The 24,772-nt window shown below is 71.9% G+C and carries 24 protein-coding genes; 14 read left to right on the forward strand and 10 right to left on the reverse strand.

Annotated features, from left to right (window positions below):
• Window position 1 precedes the first annotated feature (1 nt).
• Complete coding sequence (gene aroE / locus U8331_RS01660; RefSeq protein WP_481131906.1) at window positions 2-850, reverse strand: shikimate dehydrogenase; 849 nt, start codon at window positions 848-850, stop codon at window positions 2-4.
• 45 nt (window positions 851-895) lie between these two features.
• On the opposite strand from aroE, the gene U8331_RS01665 reads away from it, so the two are divergent.
• The gene (locus tag U8331_RS01665; protein WP_481131907.1) at window positions 896-1,795 is read left to right on the forward strand and encodes a TolB family protein; all 900 of its coding nucleotides are present in this window, start codon (window positions 896-898) and stop codon (window positions 1,793-1,795) included.
• A 248-nt stretch (window positions 1,796-2,043) separates the two neighbouring features.
• Here the strand turns inward: U8331_RS01665 and hemB are convergent, their stop codons facing one another.
• The 4 genes from hemB to U8331_RS01685 all read right to left on the reverse strand — a co-directional run bounded on the left by hemB (window position 2,044) and on the right by U8331_RS01685 (window position 5,918).
• Window positions 2,044-3,039, reverse strand: coding sequence for a porphobilinogen synthase (hemB, locus tag U8331_RS01670; RefSeq protein ID WP_481131908.1), 996 nt, complete (start codon window positions 3,037-3,039; stop codon window positions 2,044-2,046).
• 138 nt (window positions 3,040-3,177) lie between these two features.
• Window positions 3,178-3,426, reverse strand: coding sequence for a hypothetical protein (locus tag U8331_RS01675; RefSeq protein WP_481131909.1), 249 nt, complete (start codon window positions 3,424-3,426; stop codon window positions 3,178-3,180).
• 69 nt (window positions 3,427-3,495) lie between these two features.
• Entirely contained in the window at window positions 3,496-4,491 is a 996-nt protein-coding gene (locus U8331_RS01680; protein WP_481131910.1) for a chorismate transformation FkbO/Hyg5 family protein, read from the reverse strand.
• Window positions 4,488-5,918, reverse strand: coding sequence for an NAD(P)/FAD-dependent oxidoreductase (locus tag U8331_RS01685; RefSeq protein ID WP_481131911.1), 1,431 nt, complete (start codon window positions 5,916-5,918; stop codon window positions 4,488-4,490). Before U8331_RS01685 ends, U8331_RS01680 begins: the two co-directional genes overlap by 4 nt.
• A 134-nt stretch (window positions 5,919-6,052) precedes the next feature.
• Here U8331_RS01685 and U8331_RS01690 point away from each other — a divergent pair, with 134 nt between their 5' ends.
• From U8331_RS01690 to fabG, 8 genes are all read left to right on the forward strand, one after another.
• Window positions 6,053-6,322: a phosphopantetheine-binding protein gene (locus U8331_RS01690; protein WP_481131912.1), complete on the forward strand. Its 270-nt coding sequence runs from the start codon at window positions 6,053-6,055 to the stop codon at window positions 6,320-6,322.
• A 37-nt stretch (window positions 6,323-6,359) separates the two neighbouring features.
• Window positions 6,360-7,052: a COG4648 family protein gene (locus U8331_RS01695; RefSeq protein ID WP_481131913.1), complete on the forward strand. Its 693-nt coding sequence runs from the start codon at window positions 6,360-6,362 to the stop codon at window positions 7,050-7,052.
• Between the two features lie 163 nt (window positions 7,053-7,215).
• Window positions 7,216-7,521: an ApeI family dehydratase gene (locus tag U8331_RS01700; protein ID WP_481132863.1), complete on the forward strand. Its 306-nt coding sequence runs from the start codon at window positions 7,216-7,218 to the stop codon at window positions 7,519-7,521.
• A complete protein-coding gene (locus U8331_RS01705) occupies window positions 7,518-8,486 on the forward strand; it encodes an LpxL/LpxP family acyltransferase (RefSeq protein ID WP_481131914.1) in 969 nt (322 codons plus the stop codon). The genes U8331_RS01700 and U8331_RS01705 overlap by 4 nt, the downstream gene beginning before the upstream one ends.
• Window positions 8,413-9,090, forward strand: coding sequence for a LolA-related protein (locus U8331_RS01710; RefSeq protein WP_481131915.1), 678 nt, complete (start codon window positions 8,413-8,415; stop codon window positions 9,088-9,090). The genes U8331_RS01705 and U8331_RS01710 overlap by 74 nt, the downstream gene beginning before the upstream one ends.
• The gene (locus tag U8331_RS01715) at window positions 9,090-11,453 is read left to right on the forward strand and encodes an MMPL family transporter (RefSeq protein ID WP_481131916.1); all 2,364 of its coding nucleotides are present in this window, start codon (window positions 9,090-9,092) and stop codon (window positions 11,451-11,453) included. The genes U8331_RS01710 and U8331_RS01715 overlap by 1 nt, the downstream gene beginning before the upstream one ends.
• Window positions 11,454-11,509: 56 nt before the next feature.
• Window positions 11,510-11,905, forward strand: a complete 396-nt coding sequence (locus U8331_RS01720; RefSeq protein ID WP_481132864.1) for a hotdog family protein — start codon at window positions 11,510-11,512, stop codon at window positions 11,903-11,905.
• Window positions 11,906-12,159: 254 nt separating this feature from the next.
• Entirely contained in the window at window positions 12,160-12,897 is a 738-nt protein-coding gene (gene fabG, locus U8331_RS01725; protein ID WP_481131917.1) for a 3-oxoacyl-ACP reductase FabG, read from the forward strand.
• A 56-nt stretch (window positions 12,898-12,953) separates the two neighbouring features.
• Here the strand turns inward: fabG and U8331_RS01730 are convergent, their stop codons facing one another.
• The gene (locus tag U8331_RS01730; RefSeq protein ID WP_481131918.1) at window positions 12,954-13,700 is read right to left on the reverse strand and encodes a hypothetical protein; all 747 of its coding nucleotides are present in this window, start codon (window positions 13,698-13,700) and stop codon (window positions 12,954-12,956) included.
• A 152-nt stretch (window positions 13,701-13,852) separates the two neighbouring features.
• Between U8331_RS01730 and U8331_RS01735 the strand changes: the two genes are divergently transcribed.
• On the forward strand, window positions 13,853-14,320 hold the full coding sequence (locus U8331_RS01735) for a hypothetical protein (RefSeq protein WP_481131919.1): 468 nt from the start codon (window positions 13,853-13,855) through the stop codon (window positions 14,318-14,320).
• Between the two features lie 69 nt (window positions 14,321-14,389).
• On the opposite strand, the gene U8331_RS01740 is transcribed toward U8331_RS01735, so the two are convergent.
• The 4 genes from U8331_RS01740 to U8331_RS01755 are packed head-to-tail and all read right to left on the reverse strand — an operon-like array spanning window position 14,390 to window position 18,861.
• The gene (locus U8331_RS01740) at window positions 14,390-16,051 is read right to left on the reverse strand and encodes an NAD(P)/FAD-dependent oxidoreductase (protein WP_481131920.1); all 1,662 of its coding nucleotides are present in this window, start codon (window positions 16,049-16,051) and stop codon (window positions 14,390-14,392) included.
• Window positions 16,048-16,866 (reverse strand): glycosyltransferase family 2 protein, encoded by an 819-nt coding sequence (locus tag U8331_RS01745; RefSeq protein WP_481131921.1) that lies wholly within the window; start codon window positions 16,864-16,866, stop codon window positions 16,048-16,050. Before U8331_RS01745 ends, U8331_RS01740 begins: the two co-directional genes overlap by 4 nt.
• Entirely contained in the window at window positions 16,859-17,662 is an 804-nt protein-coding gene (locus U8331_RS01750) for a beta-ketoacyl synthase chain length factor (protein WP_481132865.1), read from the reverse strand. Before U8331_RS01750 ends, U8331_RS01745 begins: the two co-directional genes overlap by 8 nt.
• 2 nt (window positions 17,663-17,664) lie before the next feature.
• A complete protein-coding gene (locus U8331_RS01755; RefSeq protein WP_481131922.1) occupies window positions 17,665-18,861 on the reverse strand; it encodes a beta-ketoacyl-[acyl-carrier-protein] synthase family protein in 1,197 nt (398 codons plus the stop codon).
• Window positions 18,862-19,168: 307 nt separating this feature from the next.
• On the opposite strand from U8331_RS01755, the gene U8331_RS01760 reads away from it, so the two are divergent.
• From U8331_RS01760 to U8331_RS01775, 4 genes are all read left to right on the forward strand, one after another.
• Window positions 19,169-19,900 carry a YdcF family protein gene (locus tag U8331_RS01760; protein WP_481131923.1) on the forward strand — a complete coding sequence of 244 codons (732 nt, stop codon included), beginning with the start codon at window positions 19,169-19,171 and terminating at the stop codon, window positions 19,898-19,900.
• 110 nt (window positions 19,901-20,010) lie between these two features.
• The gene (locus U8331_RS01765) at window positions 20,011-22,368 is read left to right on the forward strand and encodes a S9 family peptidase (RefSeq protein ID WP_481131924.1); all 2,358 of its coding nucleotides are present in this window, start codon (window positions 20,011-20,013) and stop codon (window positions 22,366-22,368) included.
• Between the two features lie 80 nt (window positions 22,369-22,448).
• Entirely contained in the window at window positions 22,449-23,000 is a 552-nt protein-coding gene (locus U8331_RS01770) for a biliverdin-producing heme oxygenase (RefSeq protein WP_481131925.1), read from the forward strand.
• Window positions 22,993-24,756 (forward strand): GAF domain-containing protein, encoded by a 1,764-nt coding sequence (locus tag U8331_RS01775; protein ID WP_481131926.1) that lies wholly within the window; start codon window positions 22,993-22,995, stop codon window positions 24,754-24,756. The genes U8331_RS01770 and U8331_RS01775 overlap by 8 nt, the downstream gene beginning before the upstream one ends.
• The last annotated feature ends 16 nt before the right edge of the window (window positions 24,757-24,772 follow it).

Genomic DNA, 24,772 nt, shown 5'->3' on the forward strand with positions numbered 1-24,772 from the left:
CTCAGCCGGCCGTGGCCATGTCGAACTCGCCGGCGCGCAGCGCGTCATAGACCGCGTCGGTCTCGGGGCGTACGCCGTGCCAGCGCTGGAAGCTCTCGGCCGCCTGCTCGACCAGCATGCCGAGGCCGTCGATGGTGTGGTCGGCGCCGGATGCGCGCGCCCACGACAGGAACGGGATCGCCGCGTCGCCATAACCGAGGTCGACAACATCGCAGCGGGGCGCGATCAGCGAGCCGGGCAGCACCAGCCCGTTGTCGGCCGAGCGGGCGACCGACGTCGCATTGATGATCAGGTCGAACGAGCCGATCGAGCCGAGGTCGTTGAAGTAGCGCGGGTGCACGCGCTCGGGTTCGCCGAGCGCGTCGGCCAGCGCGTCGGTGCGCGCATCGGTGCGGTTGACGACGAACAGATCGGCGATGCCGGCGTCGAGCAGCGCCGGGGCGACGCCCTGGGCGGCGCCGCCTGCGCCGAGCAGCAGCACCTTGCGGCCGCGCAGGTCCTGGCCGTGGCGCCCGGTGAGGTCGCGCACCAGCCCCAGCCCGTCGGTGTTGTCGCCGTCCCAGCCGCTGGCGGTGCGGATCAGGGTGTTGACCGCGCCGGCACGGCGGGCGCGATCCGTGAGGTGGCCGCAGGCGGCCGCGGCGCGTTGCTTGTGCGGCAGGGTCACGTTGGCCCCGCGCCCGCCTTCGGCGGCGAACGCGGCCAGCACGGCGTCGAAGTTCTCCGGCGCCGCGTCGATGGCCAAGTACTCGAGCGCGATACCGGTCTGGCGGGCGAAACGGGCGTGGATCAGTGGCGACAGCGAGTGCGAAACCGGGTGGCCGATCACGGCGTAACGGGGAGTGGGCATGGCGGCCTCGCTTAGACTGGATGGCAGGTACGGGAGGAGACGCGGATGCAGCAGCGCACGGTCCTAGCGGGCGCCAGTCTACTCGCGGGGGTGTTAACGGCCGGCACCGCCGCGGCCTGGCTGGCCGAGTACGGCATCGAAGGCATGCACGTGGTGTCCACCAGGGCCACCGAGGTGCGTGCCAGTGTCAGCCCGGACGGGCAGCGGATCGTCTGGGGCAGCACCGACCGCGAAGGCGGCGCCGGCGGCTGGGACCTGTGGCAGGCCCGGCTGGTCGACGGGCGCTGGCAGGCCGCGCGCCCGCTGGAGATCAACTCCGCGTCCAACGATTTCGATCCGATGTTCAGTGCCGACGGCGAGTGGCTGTACTTCTTCTCCAGCCGCGACGGCGGACACGGTGGCGATGACCTGTACCGCGCGCCCGTGCGCGGCGACGGCTACGGCACCGCGGAGAACCTCGGCGCCGCCATCAACACCGCCGGGGACGAATGGGCGCCGACCCCGGGTGGTGATGGCCGCCACCTGCTGTTCGCCAGCGACGGGCACGGCGGCGAGGGTGGCCACGACCTGTTCGTCGCGGGTTGGGACGGCGCGGCATTCGTGCAGCCGGTGGCGGTGGCCGGCATCAATACCGCCGCCGACGAGTTCGACGCGGCCTGGTTGGGCGACGGCGCCGCGATCGTGTTCGCGCGTTCCGAGGACGCGGGGTCCGCGCCGGTGCAGTTGCAGCTCGCGCGTTGCGATGGTCGGCGCTATGTCGGCACCCAGCCGCTGGCCTTGTCGTTCAACACCGCCGATGCGACCACGCTGGGACCGGTGATCGACTGGAACAAGCCCGGCGAACTGCTGGTCACCGGCGTCGCCCGGGCGCCACGCGCGGGCGGACTGGACATCTACCGGATGAAGGCGCCAGTGGCGGACGGGGAGAGTGGCTGCATCGAGTAGCGTTGCGCGGCGCTTTTGTAGGAGCGGCTTCAGCCGCGATCGTGAAGCTGGCGCGGGCGCAGGGCCATCCGATCGCGGCTGAAGCCGCTCCTACAGAAGCCCGCAGCCCGGAATCTGGCGCGAGCCGAACCGCACCGGAGCTCCGAGTCTCGGAGTGCCGAGTGCCGGAATGCCGAGGCGGAGTCGGAGCGGAGTCGAGCTGGAGCCCAGGGCGCGGAGTGCGGGACCGCCAGGCGATCGCGCCTGGCTCAGTCGTCCTCGCGCAACCAGCGCGCCGCATCCAGCGCGTAGTACGTCAGCACGCCGTCGGCGCCGGCGCGCTTCATGCCGACCAGCGCCTCCAGCGCGCAGGCGCGTTCGTCAAGCCAGCCGTTGGTCGCCGCGGCCTTCAGCATCGCGTACTCGCCGCTGACCTGGTAGACGAAGGTCGGCACGCCGAATTCGTCCTTCACCCGGCGCACGATGTCGAGATACGGCATGCCCGGCTTGATCATGACCATGTCGGCACCCTCGTCGAGGTCGAGGGCGACTTCGTGCATGGCCTCGTCGGTGTTGGCCGGGTCCATCTGGTAGGTCTTCTTGTCGGCCTTGCCGAGCGCGCCGGAGGAGCCGACGGCGTCGCGGAACGGGCCGTAGAACGCGCTGGCGTACTTGGCGCTGTAGGCCAGGATGCGGGTGTGGACGTGGCCCTCGCCCTCGAGTTCGGCACGGATCGCGGCGATGCGGCCGTCCATCATGTCGCTCGGGGCGACCACGTCGGCACCGGCGCGCGCGTGCGACAGGGCCTGCTTCACCAGGGCTTCGACGGTCTCGTCGTTCATCACGTAGCCGCCGTCGTCGAGCAGGCCGTCCTGGCCGTGGCTGGTGTACGGGTCCAGCGCGACGTCGGTGATCACGCCCAGCTGCGGGAAGCGCTGCTTGAGCGCACGCACGGCGCGTTGGCACAGCCCGTCGTCGTCCCAGGCGGCGACGGCGTCGAGCGACTTGGCCTCCGGCGCGGTGACTGGGAACAGCGCGATCGCCGGCACCCGCAACTCGCTGGCCTGTTCGCCGACCCTCAGCAGCTCGTCGATCGACAGTCGCTCCACGCCCGGCATCGACGCCACCGGCGCCCGGCCGGCCGATTCGTGCACGAACACCGGGTAGATCAGATCGTTGGTGGTGAGGACCGCCTCGCGCATCAGCCGGCGCGAGAACTCGTCGCGGCGCATCCGCCGCGGGCGCGTATAGGGATAGCTGCTCATGGGCGCGATTCTACGCCCGTGCCGTGTGGCCCCAAGGTTCTGTAGGAGCGGCTTCAGCCGCGATCGTGGAAACGGGCGCACGGCCCACCATCCGATCGCGGCTGAAGCCGCTCCTACAAGAGCCGGTGTTTCGCCGGACTAGATGATCCCGCCGCCCAGGCTCAGCCGGACGATGCCGACGATGATGACGATGCCGTTCAGTACCAGCCCGGCCTTGGCCCGGCCGCGCTTCTCCGGGCTGGTCAGGCCGATGCCGATCGCGGCGATCACCGCGCCGACCGCGGCGAACGGGATCAGGAACCAGTTGCCCCAGCCCAGCAGCGGCACCAGCGCGATCACCATCCAGATCATCGCGACCACGCCCCAGATCAGGCTGATCAGTCCCATGTGCTTGTCTCCCGGTGCTGGCGGTGGAGGGAACCCATGGTGGCCCGGGCGGGGGCCCGGGCGCACGGCTCAAAGGTCATGCACGCCGTCGATCTCGATCCGCAGCTCGCGCCGGCAGATCGCCGCGTGGAGGACGATGCGCGGCACCGCCGGATCCAGCCGCTCGGCCAGCAGTGCGGTGACGGTGTCGAGCTCGGCGGCGTCGCGCACGTAGACCTTCAACCGCGAACCTGGGCCGAACCGGGTCGGCAGCGACGGCCGGCGCGCGTGGGCGGCGGCGAGCAGGCTGTCGAAGTTGGCGAGGGTTTCGTCGAGCTGGGTCGCCACCGAATCGGCATGGCGCGACTCGTGCCCGACGATCGCCGCGGTGCCCGACAGCAGCAGCGGCATCGCGCCACCGGCGGGCGGCAACATCGCCCGGGCGAAGCTCGGCGGCTGCGGTCCGTACTGGCGCGGATAGCGGTAGGCGCTGAGCTGGCGCGGGTTCTCCAGCGGCTCGCCGGGCGTTTTCGAAGCCAGCCAGTACACCTGTAGCCGGCGGCGGCCGTCGACCCGGCCGATCGCGGTGGCCGCGGGCAGCCGTTCGGCCTCGAACCCGCCCAGCCCGGCCGCCCGGCCGACGCAGAAGCGGCGGTAGCGCTCGTGGTCGTCGTCGCCGCTGGTGATGCCGTCGAGGTAATTCCAGATCCGCAGCAGGTGCGGGTAACCGCGTTGCCCGAGCGCGCCGAACAGGCGCCGGTAGGCCGCCTCGGCCGCGGCGGCGATGTCGTCGTCGCCCGGCTCGTCGATCTCGATCGCGCCGAACTGCAGCGCGCCGTCTTCGGACCAGGCGACATCGCCGTCGCGGCCACGCTCGACCCTGCCGCCGCCGCGCCAGACTTCCAGCGGCGCGGCACCGTGCGGTTGCAGCGATACCCGCAGGTAGCGCGGATCGTCGCTGGCCGGGGCGCCCGCGCCGAAGCCGAACACCGCGAGCACGTCCGCTTCCTGCAACAGCGGGCCCGGTTCGCCGTCGACATAGTCGACCGACAGCCGCGGCCGCGGCAGCATCGGGGCGGCGCTCATCGACCCGCACCCGCATCATGGCCGGCGAACTGCGCCGACAGTGCTTCGCCGGCCGGTACGGTCGCGGGAGGCGGGCTCGAGTGCAGGGTGTCGCCGTCGAAACCGACCGAGCCCTGGCGTCGCCGGTGGCGCCACGAGCGCAGTGCCTGCGGCGCCATCCGCAGCGCGCCGATCGCGTAGATCAGGCGGAACACGCGCAGCCGCCAGCGCACCGCCGGCGCGTCGAACACGTCCCCGGCCAGCATCGAGATCACGGCCTGCTCGACCTGCAGCACGTTGCGAGGCCGTGCGAACAGCGCCTTCATCGTCGGCGAGGTGAAGCGGTAGATGAACCACTTGAACTCGTCGAGCCCGCGCGTGAGCTTGCGTTCCAGCGCCGCCATCAGCGCGTGCTCGCGTGCCGGTTCGTGCAACAGCGCGTCGACCGCGTCGGCGCCGAGCTCGGCGCTGTTCATCGCCAGGAACACCCCCGAGGAAAACATCGGGTCGACGAACGACCACGCGTCGCCCAGCAGCATCCAGCCCGGGCCGCTCATGCGGCTGCAGTCGTAGGCGTAGTTGCCGGTGGCGTGCACCGGCGCGACCCGCACCGCGCCCCGCATGCGCTCGGCGGCGGCCGGTACAGAATCGAGGGTCTGCTGCAGGAACGCCGCGCTGTCGCCGCGCCGCTGCCTGAGGTACTCCGGCGTGCACACCGCGCCGACGCTGGTGACGCCGTCGCGCAGCGGGATCAGCCACAGCCAGCCGTGTTCGTGACGGATGATGCTGACGTTGCCGGCGTCCTCGCCGGGCCGGCGTTCGACCCCGGTGTAATGGCTGAACAGTGCCGCCGATGCATGCCGCGGGTTGCGCCGCTTGAGCCCGAGCTTGCCGCCGAGGAAAGCGTCGCGGCCGCTCGCGTCGACCACGTAGCGCGGCTGGAAGCACAGCGGGCCCTCGCTGCCGCGGGCATGGACGACCGGGCTTCCACCATCGAGTTCGATCCGCTCGACCCGCACCTGCTCGCGCGCGTCGACGCCTTCGCCGCGGGCGTGTTCGAACAGCAGCCGGTCGAACTCCTCGCGCTTGACGTGGAACGCGAACCCCGGGCTGTTCCCCAGTGCGCGGGCGAACGGAAAGCGGTTGTAGCTGCCGTCGTCGACCGGGAAGTCGGCGCCGAGCTTGAGCACGCCGATCGCGCGGACCTGCTCGAGCACGCCGAGGCGCTCGAGGATCGGCATGTTCATCGGCAGCAGCGACTCGCCGATGTGGAAGCGCGGGTGACGCTCCTTCTCCAGCAGGGTGACCTGCCAGCCGCGGCGGGCGAGCAGGGTGGCGATGGTGGAGCCGGCGGGGCCGCCGCCGATCACCAGCACGTCGGGGGTCGCGGGATCACGGCCGGGGGGCGCAGCGGTGCCGGCCGTGGCGACGGAAGCGGAAACAGTCATGGCGGCATGATACTGGCGGCCGTCCGGCAGGCGAATGCGCCGGCACGGACAGCAATGGCGGAGCGACGCAGTTGCGCGCGGCGGCACGATCACGGATCGTTGCCGCTCTCATTGTCCCTGCCCTGGAAGTACCGATGTCTGCACAAACCCCCGCCGAGCACGAACTGGCGCAACTGCTGGTCGAGAGCCTGAACCTGGAAGGCACCGCGCCCGGGCAGATCGATCCCGAGGCGCCGCTGTTCGGCGACGGGCTGGGGCTGGACTCGATCGACGCCCTCGAGCTGGCGCTGGCGATCAGCAAGCAATACGGCTTCCAGCTGCGTTCGGACAGCGACGAGAACCGCCGCATCTTCGCCTCGTTGCGCGCGCTGTCGTCGCATATCGAACAGCACAAGGCGGCCTGAGGCGCCGACGGCGCCACCGCGTCCTGGACGCGCGCCCTTGAACGCGCCCGCCGCATTGCGGCTGCTGCTGGCGATCGCCTATCCGCTGCTCGCGCACTGGGCCAGCATCGACGGCAGCGGCGTGGTCGCGCTCGCGGCGCTGGCCGACCTGGCGGTGATCGTGCTGCTGGGGCCGCTGGCACGGCGACGCGCATGGGCGTGGGCGGTGCTCGCAGCGGTGCTGGCGGGGCTGTGGGCGCTGCGCGGCAGCGCGGTGCCGGCGTTGTTGCTGCTGGCGCCGCCGATGGTGTTCACCGCGTTGCTGGCGTGGTGGTTCGGCCGCACCCTGCGCGCCGGCCGGGTGCCGCTGATCAGCCGGATCGTGGCGGGCCTCGAGGGCTGCAAGCCGGCCGGGCTGAAGCCCGAACTCAAGGCCTACACCCGCCGCCTGACCGCGCTGTGGACGGTGCTGCTGGCCGGCCTGGCGCTGGCCAACGGACTGCTGGCCATGATCGCGGTGCCGGACGGCGTGCTGGCCCGGCTGGGGCACCCCCCGCTGGTGGTGGTCTCGCAGGACGCCTGGTCGTGGTTCGCCAACCTGCTCAACTACGGCATCGTCGCGGGGTTCTTCGTCGGTGAGTACGTGTATCGCAAGCGCCGGTTCCCGGACCGGCCGTATCGCAACTTCCCGGAGTTCCTGCGGCGGATGGCGGCGCTCGGGCCGGGGTTCTGGCGGACGCTGTTCGACTGAAGCCGGGTTCCCGGGAGGGCGTCGGCACAGTGCGGCTGAACCGTTCATGCAGTCCCGGCAGCGCGCACGGTTCCAGGTCCGCCGTGGCAAAGCGATGCGCGGCCGGGGCGGCCCGGCTGCCGTATCCTTGCGCCCCGCTTCGTGATTCACCGCCGCCGTGCCGATGCCGTTCATGATTTCCGCCGACCACCCCAGCCTGCCGGGCCACTTCCCGGGCCGACCGCTGGTCCCCGGCGTGGTCCTGCTGGACCGGGTGATGGACGCGATCGAGGCCCGCGACGGCGTGCTGCCGCCCGGACTGCGCCTGCCGCAGGTGAAGTTCCTGCAGCCGCTGCTGCCGGGCGAAGCGGCGCAGGTCGAACTCGAGGGCGCCGCGCCGCGCTGGCAGTTCCGCGTGGTCCGCGCCGAGGTGCTGCTGGCGACCGGCGAGGTCGTCGCCGAGGCTGGTCACGAGGGCGACGACGCATGAGCGACTGGAAGCAGCGACCCGAGGGCGGCGGCTGGTTCGCAATCTGGCTGATCCGCACGATCGCGCGCGTCGGCGGCCGTGCGGTCGCGCGCCTGCTGCTGCCGCCGATCACGCTCTACTTCCTCATCGTGCGCGGGCCGGAGCGGCGGGCGTCGCGCGACTACCTGCGCCGCGTGCTCGACCGCCGCGCCGGCCTGTTCGACGTCGCCCGCCACATCCACAGCTTCGCCTCGACCATCCTCGACCGCGTGTTCATGCTCAGCGGCCAGACCGGTCGCTTCGACATCCGCACGCTGGGTCTGGAAGCACTGCACGAGCAGATCGACCGCGGCCGCGGCGTGCTCGTGTTCGGCTCCCACCTGGGCAGTTTCGAGGTGCTGCGGGTACTCGCGCGCCAGCGCCCCGACGTCACCGTGCGGGTCGTGCTCGACAAGGCCCACAACCCGGCGATGACCCAGCTGCTGGACGCGCTCAACCCGGAGATCGCCCGCACCGTGATCGATGCCGGCCAGGACGGCCCGTCGATCGTGATGGCGATCCGCGAGGCCACCGACGCCGGCGCCCTGGTGGCGTTGCTGGTCGACCGCACCCATCCGGGGCAGCCGTCGCAACCGGCGCCTTTCCTCGGCGCGACCGCGCACTTCCCGACCGCGCCGTGGCTGATCGCCTCGGTGCTGAAGGTGCCGGTGGTGCTGGCGTTCGGCCTGTATCGGGGCGGTCGGCGCTACGATCTGGCGTTCGAGGTGTTCAGCGAGGGCATCGAGATGCCGCGCGCGCAGCGGGCGCAGCTGCTTTCCGGCCTGGTGCAGCGCTACGCCGCGCGGCTGGCGCACCATGCCCGCAGCGCCCCGTTCAACTGGTTCAACTTCTACGACTTCTGGCAGACCGATCATGCGAATCACGACGACCGCCTGGCTGCTGGCGCTGATGGGCGCGACCGGCTCGCTGCCCGCCGCGGAACCTGAGCAGGCCCGCCCGGCGGTGATCGACGCCGTCGCCACCGACTGGATCCTCGACCGGCTGGCGCGCCCGGCGCCGATGCGCACCGCGTTCGTCGAACTGCGCGAGTCGCGCCTGCTCAAGCATCCGCTGCGGCTGAGCGGCGAGTACCGGCGCCCCGAGGACGACGTGCTGGTGCGAGAGGTCCGCGCGCCCTACGCCGAGATCACTACGATCCGTGCCGGCGAGGTGACCATCGCCCGCGAGGGCAAGTCGCCGCGCACCTTTCCGCTGTCGCGCGCGCCGGAACTGGCCGGGCTGCAGGCGAGCTTCGGCGCGCTGCTGTCGGGCGACCGCGAGCGGCTGGACGCCTACTACGCGCTCAGCAGCCAGGGCACGCGCCAGGACTGGGCGCTGACCCTGGTGCCGCGCCAGGCCGAACTCGCCCGCCAGGTGCGCGACATCGTCCTGCACGGGCGCGGCGCGGAACTGCGCTGCATCGAAACCCGCGCCACCGGCGCCGCCGAGCCGCAGCGCACCCTGCTTGCCAGCGCCGCCACCGCCGCGTCGAAGATCGACGACAGCGACGGTTTTGCCGCCCTCTGCCACGGCGGGAGCACCGCCGACTGATGGCGGGCCGCGGCACGACACCGGCGCGACGGCTCGCCCTCGCGTTGGCCTGGCTCGGCCTGCTGCTGCTCGCCGGCGCGCTGATCGGCCCGCGCCTGCAGCTCAGCGGCGACCTGCGCAAGTTCATGCCGGACGCGCGCACGCCGGCGCAGAAGCTGCTGATCGACGAACTCGGCGAAGGCCCGGGCTCGCGCCTGCTGCTGCTGGCGCTGTCGGGCGACGAGCCGGCCACGCTAGCCGCGCAATCGACCGCGCTGCGCGATGCGCTCGCGGCCGACGCCCGCTTCACCCTGGTCGCCAACGGCGGCGAAGCCGGGCTCGAGGCGATTCCCGAACGCCTGCGGCCGTACCGCTACCTGCTGTCGCCGACGCTGGATGCCGCCGGCGGGCGCGCGTTCGACCGCGCATTCCTGACCGCCCAACTCGACGCCCGCGTGCAGGACCTCGGTTCGCCGATGGCGGCGCTGGTCGAGCCGCTGCTGCCGGCCGATCCAACGCTGGAAACGCTGGTGCTGGCCGAAAGCTGGCAGCCGGCCAATGCGCCCCGGCGCCTGCACGGGGTGTGGTTCGACCGCTCCGGCGGGCAGGCGCTGCTGGCGGTGCAGACGCGGGCCGCGGGGTTCGATCCGACCGGCCAGCAGCAGGCGGTGGCGGCGATCGAAACCGCGTTCGCGCGCGTGCGCGGGAGCAGCCCGGCGCGGCTGGAGATGACCGGCCCCGGCGCGTTTTCGGTCGAGGTCGGCGGCCGCACCGCGCGCGAGGCCAGCCGCATCGGCAGCCTCGACACGCTGGTGTTCGTGCTGCTGCTGGCGCTGGCCTACCGCAGCTGGAAGGCGCCGCTGCTGGGTGCGCTGCCGCTGGCCAGTGGCGGCCTCGCCGGGCTGTCGGCGGTCGCCCTCGGCTTCGACGGCGTGCACGGCATCACCGTCGCGTTCGGCTTCACTCTGATCGGTGTCGCCCAGGATTATCCGATTCACCTGTTCAGCCACCAGCGGCCGGGGCTGTCGCCGTGGGCCAGCGCGCGCGCGCTGTGGCCGACCCTTGGCACCGGCGTGGCGGCGACCTGCATCGCCTACCTGACGTTCCTCGTGTCCGGCGTCGAAGGGCTGGAGCAGCTGGCGGTGTTCACCGTGGTCGGCCTCGGCGTCGCCGCACTGGCGACCCGGTTCCTGCTGCCCGGACTGATCGATCCGGCGCCACGCGACGTCGCCGATTCGCCGCGGCTGGGACGCCTGTGGGAACGCCTCGCGCGCTGGCCCCGGTTCGGCGCTGGGGGTTTCGCCGTCGTCGCGGCGGCCTCGCTCGCCGTCGTAGTGCTGGCGCCGGGGCCGTTCTGGCAGAACGACCTGTCGAAACTGACCCCGGTGCCCCCCGAAGCCCTGGCGCGCGACGCGCAGCTGCGCGCCGAACTGGGCGCGCCCGACGTGCGCTACCTCGTCGCCCTGCGCGGCGACGACGCCGAAGCCGCGCTGCAGGCGGCCGAGCGACTGCAGCCGGCGTTGGAGCGGCTGCTGGCGGACCACGCGATCACCGGCTTCGACCACGCCGCGCGCTACCTGCCGAGCATCAAGACCCAGCGTGCGCGGCAGGCGCGGCTGCCCGGCGCCGCTGCCCTGCGCACCGAGCTCGCCACCGCGCTGGCGACCAGCCCGTTCCGCGAGGATGCCTTCGCACCCTTCCTCGCCGACGTCGCCGCCGCGCGCGCAGCGGTGCCGCTGACCGCCGACGACCTCGCCGGCACGCCACTGGCGGCCCGTGTCGACGGCCTGCTGCTGCGCGGTGGATCCGGCGCCACCGCACTGGTGGCGCTGAGCGGTATCGGCGACCCGGGCGCGGTGGCCCGGGTGGTCGGCGACGCCGGCGCGCAGCTGCTCGACCTCAAGCAGGCTTCCGAGTCGCTGGTCGCCGAGTACCGCGAACGGGTGCTGTGGGCACTGGCGCTGGCCGCGGTGCTGCTGACGGCGACCGTGTGGGTCGCGCTGCGCTCGCCGCGGCGGGTGCTGCGCGTGCTCGCGCCGATGGTGTTGACCACGCTGCTGGTGCTGGCGGTACTGCGAGCCGGCGGGGTGGAGCTCAACCTGTTCCACCTGGTCGCGCTGATCCTCGGCGCCGGCCTCGGGCTCGACTATGCGCTGTTCTTCGACCACGCCGGTGACGGCCGTGCCGAGCAACTGCGCGCGCTGCACGCGATCATCGTCTGCAGCCTGACCACGCTGCTGGTGTTCTCGCTGCTGGCCGCCTCGTCCATTCCGGTGCTGCGCGCGATCGGCGGCACCGTGGCGATGTGCGTGCTGGCCAACTTCGTGCTGGCGCTGCTGATCGTGCGGCGGCCGGTGGCGCCGCGGGCCGGGGTCGCGCCGTGAAGCCGCTGCCGGCCAGTCGCGAGGCGATCGCGGCGCTGGTCCCGCACCAGGGCGATATGTGTCTGTGGGACGAGGTGGTGGACTGGAGCGCGGACGCCATCCGCCTGCGCGCCGGTCGCCACCGCGACACGGCGCACCCGCTGCGCAGCGGCGGCCGCTTGCGAGCGGTGCACCTGTGCGAGTACGGCGCGCAGGCAATGGCGGTGCATGGCGGACTGCTGGCCGCGGCCGGTGGAGGCGCGGCGACGCCGGGTGTGCTGGTCGCCCTGCGCGGCGTGCAACTGCACGTCGCCCGGATCGACGACCTGCCCGGCGACCTCGTCTGCGAGGCGCGGCAGCTGGTGGCGTCGCCGACCAGCCAGCAGTACGGATTCCGCATCACCCATGCCGGGACCCTGCTGGCCGAAGGCCGCGCCGCGGTGGTCCTGCAGCCGCGGACCGGCGCCTTGTAGGAGCGCTTCAGCCGCGATCGTGGTCCGGCGCCGCTGGATGTCGACGATCCGGGAACCGATGCGCGCGGCCCAGCACCCGATCGCGGCTGAAGCCGCTCCTGCAAAAAGCCTGGTGGCATCCGGTTCCGCCGGTTGGCGCTCGCCGCGTCGGCGGAGGCGCATTTCCGGCGCCCCGGACGGCACTCCGCGGTCGCGACCGATGTCGCTCCTACAATGGCCACCCAGCCACACCAGTCACCACCGGACCGCCGCCCATGACCCACCCCTCCGCCCCGCGCCGCGCCCTTGTCACCGGCGGCAGCGGCGATCTTGGCGGCGCGATCTGCGAACGCCTCGCCGCCGACGGCCTGCACGTGATCGTCCACGCCAACGCGAACCTGGCGCGCGCGCAGGAGGTGGTCGCGGCGATCCACCACGAGGGCGGCAGCGCCGAGGCGGTCGCGTTCGACGTCGCCGACGGTGAGGCGACGCGGGCCGCCATCGAAACCCTGTTGCGGGACGGTCCGATCCAGGTGGTGGTCAACAACGCCGGCATCCACGACGACGCCCCGCTCGCCGGCATGACCGACGCGCAATGGCGGCGGGTCATCGATGTGTCGCTGCACGGCTTCTTCCACGTCACCCAGCCGCTGCTGCTGCCGATGGCGCGCACGCGCTGGGGGCGGATCGTCAGCGTGTCGTCGGTGGCGGCGGTGCTCGGCAATCGCGGGCAGGCCAACTACGCGGCGGCCAAGGCGGCGCTGCACGGCGCCAGCAGATCGCTCGCGCGCGAAATGGCCAGCCGCGGGATCAGCGTCAACGTGGTGGCCCCGGGCGTGGTCGAGGGGCGCATGGCGGCCGAGGCGTTCCCGCCCGGACAGGTCAAGCAGATGGTGCCGGCCGGGCGCGCCGGCACGCCCGGGGAGGTCGCCGCGCTGGTGGCCTTTCTGTGCGGCGACGAGGCCGGCTACATCAACGGCCAGGTCATCGGCATCAACGGCGGCATGGGCTGAGCCGCCGGAGCACGGGAGCGGGCACGCCGGGGCGCCACGCTCCCGCGCGGGCGCGGTCAGTCGACGCCGAAGTCGAAGGCGCGGCCGGCGTTGCCCGGAGTGGTGAACCAGCCCCAGAACGCCACGCCCGACGGCAGCGGCGGAGTGACCATGAAGGCGTACTCCTCGCCGGCCTGCAACGGCACCTTCGGCGTGAGCTGGTGCCGCCCGCCGCCGATGGCCTCGCTGACCAGTTCGATCTCGCGGTCCGAGCGGGTGCCGTCGAACACCACGTAGCGGCCGCCTTCCTCGTTGTCGCCCATGTGCAGCAGGCGCACGTTGAGCGGAGCGACGTTGGTGACGAACGACGGGGTCGGGCCGGTACGCGCCGGCGCATGTTCGCCGTTGATGGTCATGAAGGTCTCGGGGTTCATGAACGCACCGGCGACCGGAATCCACATCTTGCGGCGGGAGATCTCCACGTCGACGCGGACCGGCTGGATCGCCGTGCGGCTGCCGTCGGCCGCGACCAGCACGAGCTCCTGCGACGCCGTGTCGGTGGCACCGGCGGAGGTGCTGCTGCCCGCCAGGATCATCGACTGGATGATCTCCGGCGACACGCCCGCGCGCTTGAGCTCGGCCAGCGCGTTCGGGCTGGTATCGAAGTGGTTCGGCGAGGCGGTGATCTTGGCCTGGATCACTCCTTCATCGAGGCCGAGGTCGACCATCTGGACGACCTGTGCGTTGTCCATCACGTCGGCGGCGTGCGCAGGCACGGCGAGGCAGGCGGCGAGCAGCGCGGCCGCCAGCAGTTGCTTGTTCATGGCGTTGTTCCATCCCCTGTGTAAAAGCGGCCCCTTCCGGCGCCTATGTGCGCCGCCGTGGCCGGCGGCGATGTCAGTTTGCCGGGTTCACCCGGCGAAGGCACGCGCCGGTGGATACTCGCAGCCGATCGTCCCGGCCGGAGAAAACGCCCATGCGCCCGAAGACCGCACTCGTTGCCATCGTCCTGGCGCTGGCCACCGCCGGCGGCTGCGCCAGCACCTCCAAGGTGATGCTGGGCCCCGCGCGGCCGGCGATCGCGCCGGAGCAGGTGCGGGTGTATTTCTCGGCGCCGCCGGGCCGCTATGAGGAGATCGCGATGCTGGAAGCCTCCAGCGGCGGGTTCACCTACGGCGAGCAGAACAAGATGGACGAGGTGATCGGCAAGCTGCGGCTGGCGGCGGCCGAGCTCGGCGCCAACGGCGTGCTGTTCGAAGGCACCGCGCAGGGGCCGGGCGGCAGCAATGTCGGCATCGGCGTCGGCGGCGGCCGGTTCGGCGGCAGCAGCCATCTCGGCGGTGGTGTCGGGATCAACATCAGCCCGAGCCGGATCCATGCGCGCGGCATCGCGGTGCACGTGGTCAACCCGCCACCGATGGGCGCGCAGCCGCCGGTGGAGTGAGGTCCGCCGCGGCCGGGTGAGGCTGGCACGACGACGTCACCCGGTGCGATGAGCTGACGCGGGTTTCCGCTAGAGCGCGGGCTCCGGCTCCGGCCGCGAAGCGGTAGCGGCTTCCCCGTACCACTCCGGCTCCAGCAACGGCCCGGGCCCGGCGACGACACCCTCGAGCAGGGCCGCCAGGCCATGGTCGCCCAGTCCCGGATGCTCGAGGCGCGCACGCGCCAGCAGCTCGGCGGCGAGACGTGACATCAGTTCGACGTTCGCCTTCAGCCGGGCCACCAGCGCATCGTCGTCGAGCCGGTCGTCCAGCGCACGGTTGAGTTCGTGGAACCAGCCGATGCGGTACTGGTCGAGGTTGCGGCGGTCGAGCGGGCCGGCAGCCCCCGCGGCGTTGCACTCGCCCCATGCGCGCAGCAACGGCTGCATCGAGGCGTTGAGCGCCTCGGCGCGGGCGAAGGTGTCGCGCAGGCGCGAGAGCACCGGCAGCGCGGCCAGGCGGTCGGCGAAGTACAGCGGCGCCAGCAGCGACCAGTAGAAGCTGTAGTCCCAGATCACCTTGAGCGGCATCAGCCGCGCGTCACCGAACAGCGCGTACTGGCCGGTGTAGAGGCTCAGGGTGTTTTCGTAGAACGAGAAGTACAGCTGCTGGTAGATGGCCGCGTGAGCGCCGGGCGGTTCGCCGGCGTGGTCCTTTTCGACCAGGTCGCAGATGTAGCCGTTGGCGATCGCGATGAAGTCGCTGCCGGGCGAGTAGAACGGATCGGCGAACACGCCGGCTTCGCCGGTGATGGCCCAGCGCTGTCCGGAGAACACCTGGCGGCATCCGTACGAGAAGTCGCGCAGGAACCGGAAGTCCTGCGGCGGGTGGCCGCCATCGTCGAGATCGGCGGCGAGCCGCGGCTGGTGCTCGCGCAGCCAAGCCATGGCCTTGTCGTGGGTGTTCATGGTCGCCAGCGGATGGGTCGCCGCATCGCAGACGATGCCCACCGAGTGCGCCCCCGACGACAGCGGGATCATCCATACCCAGTAGCCCGGACCGCACAGATGGCTGGTGGAACGCCAGCGGTCGGGTGGGTCGCAACGGCCCCGCCATGCCGGATCGTCGGACCACGTGCCGGGATCGAGCCGGCCCTCGACGCGCCACCAGACCGCGTTGGCGTCGTGGCCATTGGCCTCGGCGAGTCCGAGTTTGCGCTTGAGCAGGCCCGCGCGGCCGCTGGCGTCGACCAGCCAGCGCGCCCGCAGCTCGCGGGTTGCGCCGGCATGCTCGAAGCCGATGTGATGGGTGTCGTCGCCCAGCTCGATCGCGCGCACCACGGCGCCGTCGATGAACTCCACGCCGAGCGCGCGCGCGCGGGCGCCGAGGAAGTTCTCGAAACGGCCGCGGTCGATCTGCCATGACGGCGTCGGCAGCAGCGAACTGACGCCGACTTCGGTGCAGCGGTCGACCGCCTCACGGCCTTCGCTGAAGAAGAAGCGGAAGCCGAACTTGCGGATCTGGCGGGCGTCGAGGTGGTCGCGCAGGCCCAGCACGCGCGAAAAATAATGGCCGCCGATCTCGACCGTCGACTCGCCGACCTTGAACGCGCCCTCCGGCACGGGATGGGGCTGGCGCTCCAGCACCGTGACCTGCAGGTCGGGCTGGCGCTGGCGCAGCTGGATGGCCAGGCTCAGGCCGGCGAGCCCGCCGCCGAGGATGGCGACGTCGGTGCCCGGCGGCTCCGTGCTCATTGCGATCGGGCCGGTTGCTGCGCCGCCGCCGGCGCGAACTCGCCGCTGGGGTCGTCGATCAGTGCCGGGTGCTCGCGGATGCTGCGGTACACCGCCGGAATGCCGCCGCGCCGGAGCACGCCGCGCACGACATGGCCGGTGATCCGGCTGAAGTCGCGCCATGGTTTGAAGTGGCTGGCGCGGAACTCCTCGTCGGTGTGCACGCAGGCGTAGCGCGATTCGATCGGTACCGACACGCAGCGGGTGCCGAGCTGCTGCGCGGCCGAGATCAGGATCTGCGCCTCGAACACGAAGTCCTCGCCGGGCACGTCGCCGAGCGCGGCCACCGCGGCCGGGTACAGGCGCTGTCCGCTCTGGGTGTCGGCGATGCGGTAGCCGGTGCCCCAGGCGATGCCCCAGTCACCGAACGCGTTTGCCAGCCGGCGGTAGCGCGGCTGCTGCGCGCGCTTGCGCAGGCGCGCGCCGATCACGATGTGGTCCGGGTACCGTCCGGCGGCGGCGAGCAGGCGCGGGATGTCGCCGGCCAGGTGCTGGCCGTCGCCGTCCATGGTCAGCACGCCCTTGCAGCCACGCCGCAATGCCTCGGCAAAGCCGTCGCGCAGGCTGGCGCCCTTGCCGCGCCGCACTGGGTGGCGCAGCAGCACGATCGGCAGGTCGGCGATGCGCGCGACGGTGTCGTCGTCGGAACCGTCGTCGATCACGATCACGGTGGCGCACTCGGCCAGTGCGCCCTCGACCACGCCGCGGATGCGCAGGGCCTCGTTGAGCGCGGGAATGACCACCGCGATGTTGTTGCGGTCCAGACGATCAACCATGCGCACGCTCCGGATAGGTGATGGCGGCCCGCAGTATCCGTCCGGGACCGGCCTTGAGGATGGCCTCGCGTTCGCCGCCGGCCAGCGCGTCGAACAGCGGCAGCATCGGCGCCATCGCGTTGCCGGACAGGCCGCTCGCGAGGGGGCCGCGGACCGCGGGTCCGGCATCGCGCCCGCCCCCGGGCCATTCGACCCGCAGCTGTACGGCGTCGTCGCGCGCCGTGCGTGACAGCACCAGGGCGCCGCCGAGCAGCCCTTCACTGGGCGAGACATGGGCCAGCGGGCCGGTCGACGCGCCGTCGTAGCCGACCAGCAGCACCGCCTCGCTGCCGCCCGCCAGCTGCGCCAGCGCCTCCAGCAGCCCCTGGGCGAAACTCGCGTCATAGGCGCTGACCGCGGTCGCCGGCTGCATCGCGCCGGTGCCGATCGTCCAGTAGCCGGCGGCGGCGTTGTGCACCGAGTTGTGGAAGCGGGTCGGCGAAATCGACTGCGGCTGCGAGGCGAGCGCCTCGCACATGTAATCGGTGATCGCCAGTTCGCCATGGGTGGAGGCGAACACCGACGGCAGCGACACCGGATCGCGGCCGGCGGCGGTGCAGGCGGCGAGGGCGACCTCGAGCGCGACTGCGACCGTCTCCGGCGCGCGGCGGCGCTCGTTGGGCGCCAGCAGCTGCGGCGATGGCCGCGTGGGCGCGGCGTCGGGCACCGTGGCGCCGCGGACGAAATCGCGCGCCGCGTCCCACGACGGCAGGCCGCGGCTCCAGAAGCCGATGCCTTCGACGGTGGCGCCGAGCACCGTCACCGCACGCTCCCGAATACCAGCGAGCAGTTGTTGCCGCCGAAGCCGAACGAGTTGTTCATCGCGTACGCGATGTCGCGCTCCGCATTGTCGAAGCGGATCTGCGGACCGCACGCGGGGTCGGGCGTGCCGTCGCCGAGGATGCCGGGCAGGGTGCCGTGTTGCAGCGCGAGCAGCGCGATCACCGACTCGACGATCCCGGCCGCGCCCAGCGTGTGGCCGGTCCAGCCCTTGGTCGAGCTGGCGTGCAGCGACGGCGGGAACATCGCCGCCACCGCGCCGGCTTCGACGCTGTCGTTCGCCGGGGTCGCGGTGCCGTGCAGGTTGAGATACCCCACCTCTGCCGCGTCGACGCCGGCACGGGCCAGCGCGTCGCGCATGGCCAGCTGCGCGCCAAGCCCCTGCGGGTGCGGGGTCGACATGTGGTGGGCGTCGCTGGACTCGCCGTAGCCGCGCAACTGCAGTCCGGGCTCGCCGTCAACGGCGCGCTCCAGCAGGGCGAAGCCACCGGCCTCGCCAAGGGAGAGCCCGTCGCGTTCGGCCGCGAACGGACGACACGGCCCGGTCGAGACCAGCTGCAGCGAGTTGAAGCCGTACAGCACGCTGCCGCACAGGGTGTCGACACCGCCGACCAGCGCCGCGTCGGCCAGGCCGGCGTCGATCAGCCGCGAGGCCTGGGCGAACACCTTGGCGCTGGAGGAGCACGCGGTGGCAACGGTAATGCATGGGCCGCGCAGTCCGGCCGCGTGCATCACGAAGTCACCGGTGGAGTGCACGGTATGGACGATCGGACGGGCGAGGTCCGGCGGGAAGGCGCCATCGTGCAGGCGTGCGTAGGCCTCTTCGGTGGCACCTATCGACGAGGTCGAGGTGCCGATCACCACCGCCACGCGCTCGGCGCCGTGGCGTTCGACCCGCGAGGCCAGGGCGTCGAGCAGGCGGTCAGCCTGCAGCGCCAGCCAGGCGAGGCGGTTGTTGCGGCAATCCCAGCGCGACAGCGCCGTGGGCAGCACCACGTCCTCGAGGCCGTCGACCCGGCCGATCCAGCACGGCAGCGGGCGACCGTCCTCGCCGGCGGGGCCGAAATCGTTCCGGCGCAGACCACTGCGGCGTTCCATCAGCGCCGCTTGCTGCGCCTGCACGCCGCGACCGAGCGCGGTGGTCGCGCTGAACGCCCGGATCGCGAGCGGGGACATCGGGGGCAACGGCGGCGACGGCGGGAGCAACGGGGGCGCTGGCGACACTCTGACTTCCTGGTTCTGGCGGTTCGGCGCTGCCTGGAACGCCGCGTCCGCCGCAGTATGCCAGCGGCCGTGCGCGGCCGAGACGATGTGAACGTGAACAGGAGCGCCTGCCGCAGCCACGGCGAAGGCGCGGGTGTCGCCGCCTGCTACATGGAACCCTCAATCGTGGCTGAAGCCGCCCGGACCACCCGGCTTCATCGCGCAATCACGCGCCCTTCACGGGCGTACACTGGCCGACTCCGCCCGCAGATCCACCTCCGTGTCCGCCTCGCCCACTTCCCGCGCCGCCCACGTCCTCGCCCTCGTCCGCGACCGCGATGTCTGGCATTCGGCGGCGGTCGCTGGCGCGGCGTGCGTATTGAGTGCCGGGCTGGTCTACGTCGGCTATTTCCTCCACGTGCTGCGTACCGCGCGCAAGGCTCCCTGCGTGCCAGAACGCGGCGAGTGCGTGCTGCTGTTCGGCAAGCACGCCCCGGGCGGGCGTATCGACCACGACTTCGAGGCCCGGCTCGACCGCGCGGTCTCGCTCTGGCGCGAACGGCCACCGTCGAGCGTGGTGCTGCTCGGCGGCGGCGCGAACGGCGAACCGACCGAGGCCGAACTCGCCCGCCAGGGCCTGTTCGCCCGCGGCCTCGCCAGCGACGCGCCGCTGCAGCTGGAGGCGCGTTCGCGCGACACCATGGAGAACCTGCGCAATGCGCGCGCCCTCCTCGCCGCCGCTCCGTCGGCGCTCGAACAGGGGGCTGCACTGGTGGCCGCCCCGTTGCGGGTCACCCTGCTGAGCAGCCGCTACCACCTCGCCCGCTGCGCCCTGTTCGCCCGCCAACTCGGTTTCGACGCCGAGCTCTGCGCGGCCGAGCCGCGCCTGCAACTGGGGCCGCGCGTGCTGTTGCGCCTCGCCGGCGAAGCCGCCTACGTGTGCTGGAGCGACCTGGGCACCCGCTGGGCGCGCCTGACCGGCAACCACCGCATGCTGTCGCGGGTCACCTGACGTCGCGCTGCCGCGACCGCCCGCCATCCGCCGGCCACCGTTCCGGTAAGGTTGACCGGTCGCGCCGCCGGCCATCGGCGGCGCCTGACCACAACGATCGGGGGAACCGCATGGGTGTCATGAACCGCAAGCCGCGCCTGACCGGCGCCATCCTCACCGCGTGGCTGGCCGCCGCGCTGCCGGCGACCGCGCAGGAGCCCGGCAAGGTCTTCACCGACGCCGATTACGCCCGCGCCGAGCGCTTCATGGGCTACAACACCACGCCGCTGCTCGACCACGCGGTCAGCACCGTGGTCTGGCAGGACGACGGCCACTTCTGGTTCAAGGACCACGATGCCGACGGCGACCACTTCCGCCGTGTCGACGCGGCCACCGGCGCGATCACCGATGCGTTCGACCACGACGCCCTCGCCGCGGCACTGGCAAAGTCCAGCGGCAAGGACATCGATGCCGCCAAGCTGCCGGTGACCGGCTTCGAGATCGCCGCCGACGGCCGCTTCGACATCGCGCTCGGCCGGCAGCACTACCTGTGCGACCTGCAGCGCGAGGCGGTGTGCGAGGCCGCCAGCGCCACCGCCACCCGCAAGCCGGCCGGCGACGACGCGCCCGGCAGCGACGCGCCGGTGGTCGAGTCCCCCGACGGCAGGCTCGCCGCCTTCATCCGCGACTGGAACCTATGGGTCCGGAACACCGCCACCGGTGTCGAGACACAACTGACCACCGACGGCGTCACCGACTACGGCTACGCTACCGACAACGCCGGCTGGACCCACAGCGACCGGCCGATCCTGGTCTGGTCGCCGGATTCGACGAAGATCGCGACCTTCCAGCAGGACCAGCGCCGGACCAGCGAGATGGTGCTGGTCGGCACCAATATCGGCGCGCCGAAGGTGGAACGCTGGAAGTACCCGTTCGTCGGCGACGAGCACGTCACCATGATCGAGCGCGTCATCATCGACGTGCCGGGCAAAACTGTGGTCCGGCTCGACATGCCCCCCGACCAGCACCGCTCGACCCTGTGCGACGACGTCAGCTGCTACGGCGGCTGGGAGGACGTGCAGTGGGCGCCGGACAGCGCGTCGATCGCGTTCGCCTCGACCTCGCGCGACCACAAGGACACCTGGCTGCGCGTCGCCGACGCCGCCACCGGCGCGGTGCGCGAGGTCTACCACGAGCGCGTGCCGACCTACTTCGAGTCGGGCAACGGCCGGGTCAACTGGCAGTACCTGCCGGAGTCCAACGAGTTCATCTGGTTCTCCGAGCGCAGCGACTGGGGCCACCTGTACCTGTACGACCTCGCCACCGGCGCGCTCAAGCACGCGATCACCGAAGGCGAGGGCAACGTCACCCAGGTGCTGCGGGTCGATGCGGACACGCGCACCGTCTGGTTCCGCGGCGTCGGCATGGAAGACGGCCGCAACCCGTATTACCAGCACTTCTACAAGGCCTCGCTGGACGGTGGGGAGCCGGTGCTGCTGACCCCCGAGGACGCCAACCACACCGTCACCCTGTCGCCCGACGGCACGACCTTCGTCGACAGCTATTCCACCCCGACCGTGCCGCCGGTGACCGTGCTGCGCGCGAGCGACGACGGCCGCACCATCGCCACCATTGCCCGCGCCGACGACCGCCGCCTGCGCGCGACCGGCTGGGTGCCGCCGACGCCGATCACCGTCACCGCGCGTGACGGCAGGACCACCCTGTACGGGATGATGTTCAAGCCGACCGACCTTGATCCGTCGAAGAAGTACCCGGTGGTCAACTACATCTACCCCGGCCCGCAGACCGGCTCGGTGCGCGGCCGCAGCTTCAGCCCGGCGCGCAGCGACCACCAGGCGCTGGCCGAACTGGGCTTTGTAGTGATAGCGATCGACGGCATGGGCACGCCGTGGCGCTCCAAGAGCTTCCACGACGCCTTCAACGGCGACGTCGGCGACAACACCCTGCCCGACCAGGTCGCCGGCCTGAAGCAGCTCGCCGAGCGCCACCCGTGGATCGACCTCGACCGCGTCGGCGTCTGGGGCCACTCCGGCGGCGGCTACGCGACCGCCGATGCGATGTTCACCTACCCGGACTTCTACAAGGTCGGCATCAGCGAGAGCGGCAACCACGACAACCGCAGCTACGAGGACGACTGGGCCGAGAAGTGGCAGGGGCTGGAGGTCGTCGACGCCGAGGGCGACAGCAACTACGACGCCCAGGCCAACCCCGCCCGCGCCGGCAACCTGCAGGGCAAGCTGCTGCTGGCGCACGGCATGATGGACGACAACGTGCCGCCGCAGAACACGCTGCTGCTGGTCGACGCGCTGGTGAAGGCCAACAAGAACTTCGACCTGATCCTGTTCCCGCACGCCCGCCACGGCTTCGGCGAGGACAGCGACTACATGACCCGGCGTCGCTGGGACTACTTCGTCGAGCACCTGATGGGCGCGACCCCGCCTGACGGGTACCGGATGGGCGACGACTGAACGCGGCGGCGGGGTACCGCGTTACCGGAGCTGAACGCGGGACGCGCCGATTCATCGGCGCTCCCGTATCTTGACGGTCCATGACGCATCCCTGCCTCCGGACCACTCTCCGCCAAAGCACGTCCGACGCCCACTCGCGCGTCGACGCGCTTGTCGGCGGCGGCTTCGCCGACGGGGCGGCGTACCGGCACTACCTGCGTGGCATGCACGGTTTTCTCGCCGCCAGCCGGGCGGCGCTCGGCCGCCATGGGGCGCTCGAAGCGTTGCAGCGGCAGCTGCTCGACGACATGCGCATGCTGGACGTCCGTCCGGTGCCGGACGTCGTGCACAACGGCCCACGGCTGGACGATGAGGCGGCGCGGCTGGGATGGACGTACGTGCTGGCCGGTGCTTCGGTCGGCGCCCGCCCGCTGAAGCGGCAGGCCCAGCTCCTTGGATACGGCGGCGGGAGTGGCGCCGACTTCCTCCAGCGGTTTGCGCGCAGTCCGATGTGGGGCGACGTGTTGTCCAGCCTGGACGCGGCGACGCTCGATCCCGAACAGACCGGGCGTTGCCGCGACGCCGCGATCGCCGCGTTTGCGACAGCAGAGGCCGCTTTCCGCCGGGCCAGAAACGAGGACTTCAATGACTGACCCCGTACCTTCCCCCGAGCTCGACCTCGACGCCTGTCTGCGGGCACCCGTCCACCTGTCCGGTGCGATCCAGCCGCATGGCTACCTGATCAGCTGCTCGCGGACGGACTGGCGTATCCGGCACGTCTCGGCCAACGTCGAGGCGCTGCTCGGCCTGGCGCCCGAGGCGGTGCTCGGCCTGGAGCTGCACGAGTTCCTCGAAGAGGACGTGGTGTCCCAGGTATCCGATGCGGTGGCCGCCGCCGCACCCGGCGACGCCACCGCGCAGCGCGTGTGCACCACCAACGTGGGCGCGTTGATGACCGTCTGCGACATCACCGCGCATGCGGTCGACGAGCTGCTCCACCTGGAGTTCGAGCCGCAGGCACCGCGCTCCGAAACACGTACGCCCACCGCCGTCGCGCAGCGGATGATCGCGCAGCTGGGACACGGCGACGTCGGCGACGACTTCTTCCAGCAGGTGGCCGAGCAGGTCGGCCTGCTCACCGGATACGACCGGGTCATGGTGTACCGGTTCCGCGAAGACGACTCCGGCGAGGTCATCGCCGAGGTCGCTCAGGACGACATGGAGCCGTATCTCGGTCTGCGTTATCCGGCGACCGACATCCCGCCGCCGGCGCGGCGACTCTATCTGCGCAATCGCATCCGGATCATTCCCGACGCCGCCTACGAGGCCGTCCCGGTGGTGCCACCGGTCGACCCGGCCGGCGCCCCGCTCGATCTGAGCCAGCATGTATTGCGCAGCGTCGCCCAGGTGCATCTGGAGTACCTGCGCAACATGGGCGTGGCGGCCTCGATGTCGATCTCGATCGTCAGCGGCGGACGGCTGTGGGGGCTGGTCGCCTGTCACCACCGCTCGCCGCGCCTTGTGTCCGCCAGCGCGCGTGCGGCCGCGGACCTGTTCGGCATGTTCGTGTCGATGCGCGTCGCCGCCCGCGAGCAGGAGCTCACCATGGAGCGGTTCGACCGTGCCCAGCGGCTGCGGGACGCGGTTGTCCAGCGGCTCGCCCAGGCGAGCGATTTCGACCGTGCACTTGCCGAGGAGCTGGAGCGGGTCTCCGAGGTGCTCGAGTGCGCCGGCGCGGGATTGTCGATCGGAGGGCGTTGGCACACCAGTGGTCGCGCCCCGGCATCGCGGGACGCGGCGCCCCTGGTGGACTGGGCCGTGCGGCACGGTTCGGCGGGGCTGGCGATGACGGATGCCGCGGCGGAATGGAACATCCCCGCGCTCGGCGCCCCGGGCCTGGCGGGGCTGCTGGCGATCAACCTCGGCGCCCCGCGCGACTGGCTGTTCCTGTTCCGCGTCGAGCAGGTCGAGGAGGTCCACTGGGCGGGGCAGCCGCACAAGGCGCTCGTCGCCACCGACGATGGCCAGCGCATCGCCCCGCGCAAGAGCTTCGCCATCTGGCGCGAGACCGTTTCCGGTCGCAGCCGGCCCTGGTCGGCCAGCGACGGGCGCGGCGCCGAGCGGCTGTCGCGGGTGTTGCGTGAACAGCGCGGTCGCGCGCGGGCCGTGGCGCGGGACCGACAGGACCTGGAAAGTCGCTACCAGCGCCAGAAGCTGCACGACCAGAAGCTGCGGTTGAACGGAATGGCTTCGCTGCTGGGAGGGCTGGTTCATCTCGACGACGCGGAAACAGCCAGTCTCGGTGCCCGCATCGAGCAGCTGGAAAGCGACCTGCGACGGCTGATGCACCGCGTGGAGGGGGAGGCGGTCGCGCTGTCCGGCACCGCTCGGGAACCCGAGCATTCCTGAAGGGCGGCGGTGAAGG

The sequence above is a fragment of the Lysobacter sp. CC-YZS074 genome, from assembly GCF_056739745.1.